The sequence below is a fragment of the Flagellimonas sp. HMM57 genome (assembly GCF_021390175.1).
Taxonomy (GTDB): domain Bacteria; phylum Bacteroidota; class Bacteroidia; order Flavobacteriales; family Flavobacteriaceae; genus Flagellimonas.
The window spans coordinates 2,857,821-2,870,062 of the sequence record NZ_CP090004.1; the positions used below are offsets into that span (position 1 = coordinate 2,857,821).

10 protein-coding genes are annotated in these 12,242 nt (G+C 37.1%); 4 read left to right on the plus strand and 6 right to left on the minus strand.

Annotated elements, in window-relative coordinates; genetic code table 11:
* Positions 1-104: 104 nt before the first annotated feature.
* The 3 genes from LV716_RS12640 to purU form a co-directional block, all read right to left on the minus strand.
* Complete coding sequence (locus tag LV716_RS12640) at positions 105-1,625, minus strand: AraC family transcriptional regulator (protein ID WP_163418157.1); 1,521 nt, start codon at positions 1,623-1,625, stop codon at positions 105-107.
* 357 nt (positions 1,626-1,982) lie between these two features.
* The gene (locus LV716_RS12645) at positions 1,983-2,687 is read right to left on the minus strand and encodes a DUF4197 domain-containing protein (protein WP_163418158.1); all 705 of its coding nucleotides are present in this window, start codon (positions 2,685-2,687) and stop codon (positions 1,983-1,985) included.
* 69 nt (positions 2,688-2,756) lie between these two features.
* The gene (gene purU / locus LV716_RS12650; RefSeq protein WP_163418159.1) at positions 2,757-3,605 is read right to left on the minus strand and encodes a formyltetrahydrofolate deformylase; all 849 of its coding nucleotides are present in this window, start codon (positions 3,603-3,605) and stop codon (positions 2,757-2,759) included.
* A gap of 143 nt (positions 3,606-3,748) precedes the next feature.
* Between purU and LV716_RS12655 the strand changes: the two genes are divergently transcribed.
* Positions 3,749-7,195, plus strand: coding sequence for a methylmalonyl-CoA mutase family protein (locus LV716_RS12655; protein WP_163418160.1), 3,447 nt, complete (start codon positions 3,749-3,751; stop codon positions 7,193-7,195).
* Between the two features lie 19 nt (positions 7,196-7,214).
* Here the strand turns inward: LV716_RS12655 and LV716_RS12660 are convergent, their stop codons facing one another.
* Positions 7,215-7,556, minus strand: coding sequence for a hypothetical protein (locus tag LV716_RS12660; RefSeq protein ID WP_370637401.1), 342 nt, complete (start codon positions 7,554-7,556; stop codon positions 7,215-7,217).
* 185 nt (positions 7,557-7,741) lie between these two features.
* Between LV716_RS12660 and LV716_RS12665 the strand changes: the two genes are divergently transcribed.
* Entirely contained in the window at positions 7,742-8,188 is a 447-nt protein-coding gene (locus LV716_RS12665; protein WP_163418162.1) for an Lrp/AsnC family transcriptional regulator, read from the plus strand.
* Positions 8,189-8,262: 74 nt separating this feature from the next.
* Complete coding sequence (locus tag LV716_RS12670; protein WP_163418163.1) at positions 8,263-9,678, plus strand: alpha/beta hydrolase; 1,416 nt, start codon at positions 8,263-8,265, stop codon at positions 9,676-9,678.
* On the opposite strand, the gene LV716_RS12675 is transcribed toward LV716_RS12670, so the two are convergent.
* The gene (locus LV716_RS12675; protein ID WP_163418164.1) at positions 9,665-10,399 is read right to left on the minus strand and encodes a DJ-1/PfpI family protein; all 735 of its coding nucleotides are present in this window, start codon (positions 10,397-10,399) and stop codon (positions 9,665-9,667) included. The genes LV716_RS12670 and LV716_RS12675 overlap by 14 nt on opposite strands.
* 81 nt (positions 10,400-10,480) lie before the next feature.
* On the opposite strand from LV716_RS12675, the gene LV716_RS12680 reads away from it, so the two are divergent.
* The gene (locus LV716_RS12680; RefSeq protein WP_163418165.1) at positions 10,481-11,116 is read left to right on the plus strand and encodes a DUF1684 domain-containing protein; all 636 of its coding nucleotides are present in this window, start codon (positions 10,481-10,483) and stop codon (positions 11,114-11,116) included.
* 57 nt (positions 11,117-11,173) lie between these two features.
* Here the strand turns inward: LV716_RS12680 and LV716_RS12685 are convergent, their stop codons facing one another.
* Entirely contained in the window at positions 11,174-12,214 is a 1,041-nt protein-coding gene (locus tag LV716_RS12685) for an outer membrane beta-barrel protein (protein ID WP_163418166.1), read from the minus strand.
* Positions 12,215-12,242: the final 28 nt, after the last annotated feature.

The window sequence follows — 12,242 nt, forward strand, 5'->3', positions numbered from 1 at the left end:
TGTTTCCCAGAGAGCTGTTTTCTGCCTTAAAAATAGATGTACGAAAAACGAAAAGAGCAACTTCTGATAAACCTTTACTCTTTTTTTGGTACGTTCATATTCATTTAAGATGTCTTTGCAACTGCTTTTTGAAATTCTGAAGGAGTAAGTTCGGTATCTTTCTTAAAAGCCTTATTAAAAGTTACTTTATTGTTGTAACCTACCTCATAGGCTACATGGATAATATTTAACTTATGGGATTCGTTGTCCATTAACAATTGTTTTGCTTCCCTTATCCTATATATATTGACAAATTCATGAAAACTAACATTAAAATGCTCATTGATGATTTGAGATGCATTGTGTCTTGTAGTATTTAAGCGTTTTGCAACCATGTCCAAGCTTATGTTGTTTTCCTTGTAGATTTTTTCAATGGCAAAAAGATGCAGTAGGTTTTCTTTTAGTTCATCTGACAGGCTTGGGGTTAGACCGGATTTCTCATACTTTGGAAACAATCTATTTTTATAGGCGTAAATACCACTGAATACGTCTGGTTGTATATTGGCGGAATAACCAACATAAAGGACCATAAAAGCCATAGTGGCGGCAGATATGTCAAAAAGGACACCATTTGAGTAACCATTGATGATAACAATACCATATGCAGCATAGGTAAATACGTATAATATGTGTATGTGATATACATTTTTTTGCCAAGTAAGACTTTTTAGGTCTAACAGTTTGTTGTTTTTACCCTCGTTATACACTTTACCTATAAAATAGCCATACACGCTTAGGGAAATAATCTTAAAGATGACCAGTACGACCAGTCTGTTGGAGTCTTGCGGACCCAAGCCATTTTGCATTCTGGAAAGCATCAAGGTTATTTTACTTTCCTCAGTGAGTGTGTATACATTTAAAATAAGATAGGCTAGAAGGACTGCGCTCGGTAATAGATGTAATATATCGATAGGCCTGAAGGTATAATCAGTTGTAGTTTTCTTAAAATAAAAGTATAACAATGGACCGTATAAAAATATGGCCCATGTGGACATTAAATAGGTATGGGGATATTGAAAGAAATAATTTGCGGAATTGATACTAAGATGTAGAATGAAAAAAGAATGTATAAAGATAAACGAGGCTATCAAAAAACGGGATGTGCGGTATATCTGTTTATTTAAGCATAGAATGAGTACCACATAAAAACCTATGGTGGCAACAAAGAGATAAAATAATGACCAAGAGGTCACTTTGGGTATCACCTTATCCGATATCTTTTTAAATCCTTGTTCCTTGCGTATAGGGTCAAAACCTTCGTTAAGCAAAAAATTTGGTTCGAATTCCAGTTGCAAGTACTTGGTCAGATTGGTAGTGGACTTATCTACATGGTTCAATGCAGCTTCGCTAAGCGCGAGTCTTTTTAGAATATGCGTTTTCTTTGCATCGGGATTGACCAGATTTTTCTCATAGATAGGTATCGCCTTATTGTATCGCTGTATATTATAGTAATAGTCTGCCCATTTCAGTGAATCATACACAGAAATAGTATTGGGCTCAACAGATTTGTAACAACTATATACTTCAACAGAATTGAATGTACAGCATATAAAAGACAGGAAAAAAAAGAATTTTGACCATCTCATTTTGATTGATGAATTAACTCCCTTCAAATTAGTGAATTACAAAAAACCATTTGTTAATGAAATCTTAAAAAAAGTAAAATCCGATAAGAACTTACCTTTTTTGTAACGGATAAAAGCTGTTTTCTTAATAAAAAAGTATCGGAAGGTAAAAAGGTATTGAACGAAAAAACCGGTGCGAACACCGGTTTTAAACTAACTAACTCAAAAAAATGCTAACTCAGATAATCTTTCGCAAAATTCTATTTTAACCGCTTTAGTAAGGTTAACTAAACTTTAGGATTTTGTTATAATTGTCTTGTTTTCTTGAGTTTAGAACGCATAAAATTAACGAATATTGTGCGTAGGAAAAATCTATGACTAATCTTGCAATGCAAAAACTTTTCTCAGTAAATCTGTAGTTCTTGAAGAAATTTTCGTTCTAATTTCTTTTTCTTCAACCGCAATCATTGTATAAACTCCTTCCAATGCCTCTTGTGTGGTATAATCTGTTAAATCTGGATTCACGTTATTAGTAAGAGGTAAGTTATTGTACTTCGTAATAATATTGCTCCAAATTTGATCTGCACCTACTTTCTTAAAAGACTCTTTGATAATGGGATTGAATTTATCGTAAAGCTTGGATTTTGTGGATTGCTCTAAATAGTTGGTGGCGGCATTATCATTTCCCAATAAAATTTGTTTGGCGTCATTAAAAGTGATTCCTTTTACTGCATCCACAAAAATTGGCGTAGCCTCACTAACGGCATCTTCTGCAGCTCGGTTCAGTATTTGTAGTCCTTTATCAGCTAAACTGCCCAAGCCGACATCCCGAAGCGTTTTATCAACTTTTTTTAGTTCGTCTGGAAGCAAAATTTTAACAAGCTCATTTTTAAAGAAACCATCTTCAAGGGCCAATTTGTTCACTTGCTTATCTATCCCCAGATTAAGGGCATCTCGTAGACCTTGTGCTATTTCTGCATTTCCAATACCGGTTGTTCCTTGAGGTAATTGGTTTACGACCTGTTGTAACTCTGTACAGCCTACAAGCTGAAAAATTAAAAGCACTAATAGTATTCGTTTCATAGTGTTGTTTTTATAGTTGGGGTGAAATTACTACATAAGCTTAGAAAACGGAATGTTGTCAGAATATATTTAAGAAAATATAACCGTTTTATTATTGTAGACCATGGTCTTTCTATCCACATGAAGCTGTACCGCCCTGGAAAGTACAATTTTTTCTAAATCCCTTCCTTTGGCAATAAAGTCTTTAATCGCATGGGAATGGGATACCGTGACAACATCTTGTGCTATGATAGGACCTGCATCCAATGCCTCTGTAACATAGTGACTTGTTGCGCCAATAATCTTAACCCCTCTTTCAAAAGCAGCGTGGTACGGTTTGGCTCCGGCAAATGCAGGCAAAAAAGAATGGTGTATATTAATGACTTGCTGTGGGAACTCGTCGATTACCTTTGGTGAAAGGATTTGCATGTATCTAGCCAACACAATAAAATCAACGTTGTGTTCTTTTAAAAGTTTCAATTGTTGGTCTTCTGCGGATGCCTTATTTTCCTTACTTACAGGAATGTGATAATAAGGAATATTAAACTGATTGGCTACATACTCAAGGTCTGGATGATTGCTTAAAATGAATGGAATATCAACTAGAAGTTCCCCTGAATTGTAACGGCTTAAAAGGTCATATAAGCAATGATTGTATTTAGAGACAAAAATCGCCATTTTGGGTTTTGAGGCTTCCAAATGGATGTTCCAATGCATATGGTATTTTTTTGCCAATTGTTCTTCAAACCCACTTTCAAAATTTGGTAAACTGAAATCAGTGCTAAATTCACTTTCCAACCGCATAAAGAATACTCCAGCTTCCTTGTCTACATGCTGATCCAAGTAAATGATATTTCCGTTTTTTTCGTGAATGAAGTGTGTTACTGCACTTATAATTCCCGATTGGTCTGGACAGTGTATAAGTATTTTTAGTTTCATATAGTTGGTTTGAGCACGATAAAATTATGATATTCAAAAAAAGTAACCCAAAGCACCTTTGGTTTTTATAAAATTCTAATCAAAATCAATTTTAAGTTGCATTTTCTGTAAATTGCAGTGAAAAATAAGACCCTTTATTGCCAATGGAACAAATAAAGCCCTATGAGCCCAAAAATAAGATTAGAATCGTTACCGCAGCTTCTTTGTTTGATGGACATGATGCCGCAATTAATATTATGCGTCGAATTATTCAATCGACCGGGGTTGAGGTGATTCATTTAGGACATGACCGAAGTGTCGCCGAAGTTGTCGATTGCGCAGTGCAAGAAGATGCTAACGCAATTGCGATGACCTCATATCAAGGAGGGCACAATGAATATTTTAGGTATATGTTTGACCTGCTTAAAGAAAGGGATGCAGGGCATATCAAGATTTTTGGCGGTGGCGGTGGAGTAATCCTTCCAGAGGAAATCAAAGCTTTGATGGATTACGGGGTTGAACGGATTTATTCTCCAGATGATGGCCGTGAATTGGGCTTGCAAGGGATGATTAATGATTTGGTAATGCGCTGCGATACCGATGTACCAGATTTAAAACTTTCAAAAGATAAGAATTTAGAAGAACTGCTCAGAGCGAAAGATGTAAATACCATTGCGCGATTAATATCCTTGGCAGAAAACAAGCATGAGCTTTATGAGAACCATCAATCTATAATTGAGAAGAATTCCAAAGCAATTCCTGTGCTGGGAATAACGGGAACTGGTGGTGCAGGAAAATCTAGTTTGGTGGATGAACTTGTGCGTAGGTTTCTAAGCGACTTTTCAGATAAGCATATTGGCATTATTTCCGTAGACCCTTCCAAGAGAAAAACGGGAGGTGCCTTGTTGGGAGATAGAATCCGCATGAACACAATTAACAATACACGTGTTTACATGCGTTCACTGGCCACCAGACGCTCAAATTTAGCACTTTCCAAACATGTAGCGGAGGCGGTGCAGGTACTTAAAGCTGCTAATTTTGATTTGATTATACTGGAAACCTCTGGTATAGGTCAATCAGATACCGAAATTTTGGAACATAGTGACGTTTCATTATATGTGATGACTCCAGAATTTGGAGCGGCAACCCAGCTGGAAAAGATAGACATGCTGGATTTTGCAGACGTCGTAGCTATCAATAAGTTTGACAAAAGAGGTGCTTTGGATGCGTTGCGCGATGTGAAAAAACAGTATATGCGCAATCAAGGGTTATGGGATGTTGATCAAGACGATTTACCTGTTTTTGGGACCATTGCTTCGCAATTTAACGATCCTGGAATGAACAGACTCTATCAAATTGTTATGGAAACCCTTACCGAAAAGGCAGGAGCGAAATTAGAATCCAGTTTTCAAGTTTCCAATGAACTTACGGAAAAGGTTTTTGTCATTCCACCCGCAAGAACAAGATACCTTTCTGAAATATCGGAAAGTAATAGGGCGTATGACAAAAAGGTTGACGAACAAGTTATTGTAGCACAAAAATTGTTTGGTATCCATCAAACAATTTTATCTATTGTCCCAAACAAAAATGAGCATTCTTATTTGATAAAGTCAGGACTTAATGCAGATGTAATCTTGAAGCACGTTCAAAATGATGAAATCGAATTTGTGAAATTGTTGTTGGCACAATTTGATAAAGTAAAAATGAATCTTGACCCCCACTACTGGGAAACTATTTTAAAATGGCGAAACAAGGTAGGTCAATACAAGTCTGAGCAGTACACTTTTAAGGTTAGGGGCAAGGAAGTGAATATCGAAACTCATACAACTTCACTTTCGCACAGTAAAATCCCCAAGGTGGCATTGCCTAAGTACCAAGCTTGGGGAGATATTCTTAGATGGAGCTTACAGGAAAATGTTCCTGGTGAATTTCCGTATACTTCTGGATTGTATCCGTTCAAAAGAGTAGGGGAAGACCCTACCAGAATGTTTGCTGGTGAAGGTGGGCCAGAACGGACCAATAGGCGTTTCCATTACGTGAGTTTGGATATGCCGGCAAAACGCCTATCTACAGCATTTGACTCGGTGACCCTATACGGGAATGACCCAGACCACAGACCCGATATTTATGGGAAAATTGGGAATGCAGGAGTTTCTATTTGCTGTTTGGATGATGCTAAAAAACTATATTCCGGGTTTGATTTGAGTGACCCAATGACCTCGGTAAGTATGACCATTAATGGTCCTGCACCTATGTTGTTGGCGTTTTTTATGAATGCCGCCATTGACCAAAACTGTGAAAAATATATCAGGGAAAATGGATTGGAAAAAGAAGTCGAGAAAAAGATAACTTCAATTTTCAAAAAGAAAAATAGTAGTAGACCTTCATATTCTGGAGATCTCCCCAATGGAAATAATGGATTGGGACTTATGCTTTTGGGAGTAACGGGAGATCAGGTTCTACCTAAAAATATCTACGACCAGATTAAAAAAGATACGCTAAATCAAGTTAGAGGAACGGTACAGGCAGATATTTTAAAAGAAGATCAAGCACAGAACACCTGTATTTTTTCTACGGAATTTGCATTGCGATTAATGGGTGATGTACAAGAATATTTTATCGACAATCTTGTACGCAACTTTTATTCCGTTTCAATTTCAGGATACCATATTGCCGAAGCAGGGGCAAATCCTATTACCCAGCTCGCTTTTACGCTTTCAAACGGATTTACGTATGTGGAGTATTATTTGAGTAGGGGAATGGACATTAATAAATTTGGTCCAAACCTTTCGTTCTTTTTCTCCAATGGAGTAGATCCAGAATATGCGGTAATAGGAAGAGTAGCAAGACGTTTATGGGCAAAGGCAATGAAAGAAAAATATGGTGCCGATTCACGTGCACAGATGTTAAAATACCATATACAAACTTCCGGTAGAAGCCTGCATGCGCAAGAAATTGATTTCAACGATATACGGACCACGTTGCAAGCTTTATATGCCATTTACGATAATTGCAATTCACTGCATACCAATGCCTACGATGAAGCTATTACGACCCCAACGGAAGAGTCAGTTAGAAGGGCTATGGCCATTCAATTGATTATCAACAAAGAACTTGGGTTGGCCAAAAATGAAAACCCTATTCAAGGCTCTTTTATTATTGAAGAGCTTACGGATTTGGTCGAGGAAGCCGTATTGGTGGAGTTTGATAGAATCACGGAACGTGGTGGAGTTTTGGGAGCAATGGAAACCATGTACCAACGTTCCAAAATTCAGGAAGAAAGTTTGCATTATGAAACCTTGAAGCATACTGGGGAGTATCCTATTATTGGAGTAAACACCTTTTTAAGTTCTAAAGGATCCCCAACAGTACTTCCTGCGGAAGTCATACGGGCGACCGAAGAAGAAAAGAAAAATCAGATAGCTATTTTAGAAAATTTACATTCTAGAAATATAATGGAAGTCGAACTTCAGCTAAAGGAACTCCAAGAAGCGGCCGTAAACAATGAAAACCTATTTGAAAAACTTATGGAGGTAACCAAGTACGCTTCGTTAGGGCAAATTACCAATGCACTGTTTCAGGTGGGTGGGCAGTATAGGCGTAACATGTAGGATTTAGATACGAAAAAAGTTAGTCGTTTCCGTTTTTAAAGGACTTTCTCCATTTTTTGAAAGAAGACCTAAACAGTTTGATTTCCTTTCGTAAAAGATTGAGGTATTCTTTTTCTTTTACACCATCTCTTTCAAGACCATTGCAATATGCTAAAATATTACGTGTCATGATGTTGATAAAGGTAAGGCTTTCCATTTTCACGGAATACGAATTGCTCAAAGCAGCTTGCTCCACCTCTTTGGTGATTAAAATTGCATCGGTACGGAGGGACTTGGAAATATCATCCCGAAAGCTTTGATAATTCCGTAAGGATAATGCCTCTTTATTTCGGGAAAAATAAGATGCCACAGCTTCACTCAAATCTCTAAGGGCTAGTGATTTTCGATATACAATAAGAGAGTTTAAGCCGCTCCTTTCCATTTCTTTTTCGATACAATTTTGAAAGTTAAAATTACATATGAAATAGATAATGTAACTTTGCTTTTAAAATAGAAGATAACCATTTACTATTGAATATTAAGTTTTATCGGTAAATTGCTTTAAATATGAAAATAGACGATTTAAACTGGAAAATTCTGGGCTATCTACAACAAGATGCTAGGGAATCTTTTGCAAATATTGGGCGTAAAGTTGGGCTTACACCACCAGCCGTAGCTGAACGTGTAAAAAAAATGGAAGATCTAGGATTGATAGAGGGATACGGGACAACCGTTTCTTATGCTTTGGCAGGACACCAGTTAAAAGCAATCATCATGCTTCGTGCTTTTATGGGGAAACTCAAACCATTTTTGAACAAGGTAAAATCGTTTCAAGAAGTTGTCAATTGCTATCGTATTACGGGAAACGAGAATATTATCATGGAAGTAGTCCTAAAGGATCAATCCCATTTGGAAAAGTTTATTGATGAGCTAATAGTGTACGGAGAATGTAGAACACATATTGTATTGTCCAATATTGTCGCAAATGCACCGATTAAGCAAAGTAAGAATTAGTGATAAATTTCGTTTATTTTTATAAAGGATAAAGAGCCTTTTCGTTTTGGCTAGATTTTTGTTGTTACAGCGTTATGAAAAAAAAATATGCTATACTTTTTTTTGCCACATTTTTGTTTCAAAGTGCGTTTACGCAAGAATTAGTACTCAAAAAGGGGAAGATTATAGATTCGCTGGTCGTTAACGATTCCATCTCAGAAACATTTTCCCTTTATTTACCCACCAACTTTACCACTACCAAAAAGTGGCCCTTGCTCATGGTATTTGATTTGGATGGAAAGGAAAAGCAATCGATGTCCATGTTCTTGGAAGCGGCAGAAGAAGAGGGGTATCTATTGGCAGCACCTAAGATTTCCAACACTGATCCCATTTCCAATAATATGATAAGTACGAGCAAAGTCTTGAATAAATTGTTGGCCATTCTGCCCGTTAATAAATCTAGGGTTTATACTGCGGGGATTTCTTCTGGAGGTCGTTTCGCCAATCTGGTTCCAATTTTTATAAAAGACGTGGCTGGCACAGTTTCTATAGGTGCTTCTATTGCCAATTCAGACTTGTTGAACCCTAAACGGTCATTTCATTTTATTGGAATAATCGGAAAAAATGATTTCAACTACACTCAAATGCTGGGTGTGGAAAAGGTTTTAGATCGGTTTAAGTTTCCAAACCAGATTTTGTTGTACGATGAACAACAAAAATGGCCCGATTTAAAATATTTTCAAAAGGCCATGCAACTCTTTACACTTTCAGCGATGGGGAGAAAATTGGTGGCCATGGATTCCAGTTACGTTGAACAAGCGTTTAAAGAGGATATAGCCAAAGTAAATAGACTGAAGAATTCGAACAAGTTGCTCTTTGCAGAACAATATATGGGTGAGATGATGTCTATTTATGGTGTTCACAAAAACTTGGATTCTTTGCGGCAAGTACAAAAAAACTTGAGAAGAGATCGTGTGTTCAAAGGGATGAAAAGAGCAGAAAATGCAACGTTCTTTAAAGAATCACTTTTAAAAGAAGATTATCAATATTATATAGAAGAGGATGTGATCACCCATAATTTTAACAATCTGGGTTGGTGGAATTACCAAATGACTGAAATCAATAAGTTCATTTCCGCAAGCAACATCTATGAAAAACAAATGGGAAATCGTTTGCTGGGTTATGTAAATGCACTGGCGGAGGATAATATTGATATGGTGAAATCCGAAGCGTTGATAGACGAGGATGCACTTGCATTTTTATATATGTTAAAGACTATTTTGGAGCCTGAAAACTTTGACTACTATATGAGCGTCATATCACTAAGTGCAAAGAACGAAGACTTTGGAACTGCCTTGTTTTATCTTGAAGAAGCGTTTAAAAAGGGGTTCGAGGACAGAGAAAGATTATATGATTTACCAGATACCGCGTTGTTTAGAATAACACCAAAATTCAACGAATTGGTGGCCAAATATTTGAAGGATTCAAGGTATCAAATCACTGACGAATAAAACTTGGAACCTCGTCTAAATTCCAATCAATGACTAGACCGCCTGCAAGAGACTCGGCAATCTCTTTTCCGTATAAGTGTTCGCATAGGTAAAGTGCCGCCTCAAAGCTTTTGGCACCACCAGCAGAGGTGATATATTTTCCGTCATGCACAAAAAGTACACTATCCTTTACTTTTAATTTTGGAAACATGGTTCTATACTTTTCAATATCACTGGGAAATGTAGTAGAGACAACATCGTTTAAAAGCCCAGCCTTGGCCAACACAAAAGCGCCATCGCAATGCGAGGTGACGAACATGGCTTCTTTATCCACCTTTTGTACAAAATTCAGCATTATGGAATCCTTTAGGTCGGTATCCAAATGGTGTTCTGCACTAGGTACGACCAAAATATCAATTTTGGGAATGGAATCCTTTGTGTAATCAAAATCAGGTAAAATCCGAACTCCTTCAAAAGAAGTAATGGGCTCTAGGGTATTGGCAACAGAGAACGTGTTCATGGATTTGATATTCTTGCGGAATTGTGTATGCTGGAAAATATCGTAAGGTGCCGTAAACTCCGTGTTGTAAACGCCATCCATTATTAAAAATGCTACATTATATCTTCCAGGCTCTAACTTGGGAAGTTCTCTTTTTATTTTGTTTGAAGCATTTGTTTGTTCTTTACCAACACAGGAAACAATCAAAATCAAGAGTAGTAAGGGCATTAGATTTTTAATCATGATGAATTTTTGCTTAGAGTGATGAGCTAAGGTAATATTAAGAATGATTTCTACTACTTTTACGGAAAAGATTTTGTGTAAATGAAGTATGCTTTATCAATACTAGTACTTTTGATGATTGCCTGTAAACCTGACAAGAAGTACCATACCTCTAAGGAACCCCAATCTGGGTCGGCCGTGATAAAAGATATCGTTGCGTTTCAAAAAAAGCAGAATGCAACATTTAAAAATCCGGAAACTTCACCATTGCCAGATAGGTTCAGAAAAGATTTTGAAGGGCTTGATTTTTTTGCCCCAGATACTACATACGTTATCAAAGCCAGATTTGAAAGAACTCCGGATGCGGTTCCTTTTTTAATGGCCAGCACAACCGATGAAAAAACAAGAGAAGTTGTTTATGGCATTGCACATTTTCAATTAAACGGAATTGAACATCAATTAGAGATTTATCAAAGTCTCGATTTAATTTCCCAAAAGCGGTACAGAGACTATTTGTTCTTGCCATTTATGGATGAAACGAATGGCACTGAAACCTACGGCGGTGGTCGTTACATTGATTTAAAGATACCGGAAGGAGAAACAATCTTAATAGATTTTAATAAGGCGTACAATCCATATTGTGTTTATAATAAAAAGTACTCCTGCCCTCTAGTGCCAAGGCAAAATTATTTGAGAACTAGTGTGAGAGCAGGAGTGAAAGCTTTTGTAAAAGAATAGAAAAGCCTTAACACCAAATTGATGTAAGGCTTTCTAGCATTAAAATAATTCTTTGTCCTAGAAAGAGTAGATAGCAGCTACTAAAAATGATGAGAGGCTTTTAGTGCCCGCCAAATCATTGTCAAGAAACGCATCATCAGATGCACTATCCAATCGTACTTCTGGTTTAATGATTAAATTTTCAATGGTATAGCTACCTGTTAGGGTGACTGCAAAAACGCTGGAATCCTCAACTCCTGTTCCTATGGCATCATAGTTCCCCATTTCTGCAAAATATTCTCCTCTTAAACCAAGGGTGAAACTTTCGGACGTTGCATATTGGGGATATAGTGCAGCACCATAAAAACCAAGGCCATCATTATCTTGGTAGGCAGCATTTATTCCTAAAAAGAAGTCTTCGGATAAATCAAAACCACCGGTATAATCAATTTCAAAACCTAATTTAGCTTCTCCATCATAGTAGAAATTCAAAAACTGCCCAGCGTAGCCTAATTGCGCTCCAACAGAATATTCTCCAGTTAGATTGCTGTTTTCGTCCGTCAGGTTCATTACAGCTAACATTAAGCTAAAATCATCGGATAAAGAAAAATCTGCCTTTAGGCCAACATGCGAAAATGGGCCATAAGAGAACATATAGGAAGTACTATAGTTGAAATTGGCCGCAGGTGCAATAACCTCATATCCTAAATAAGTATTAAAACGTCCAACAGTGAATGTAGTTCCTTCGGATACGTTCCAGTATGCGTATAATTGGTTTATGTTAAACCCTCCAGTGGCATCATCTCCCCGTGGTCCAAAAACCAAATCAGCAACAGCTCCAACTTTATCTCCTTCATAGGCAGCAATAATATTTGCCATACCCAAAGCAAATCCTGTTTCGGTTGCAAATGAAGTTCCTGGGGTAATAAAGGTTGGGTCTTCTTCGCCCAGTGCCCTATCCGTAGCGCTAAGATTGGTTTTGTAATAAGCATCAACACTACCGCTGATGGATACTGATTTTTTTTCTTCTTCCTCTTGCGCAAATGTGCTTAAAGATACTAGTGCCAATATGGCGAAAGCTAAATTTTTTACGAACTTTGTTGTTATAATCGTTTTCATAATCATAATCAGTTTAGGGGTCCACATA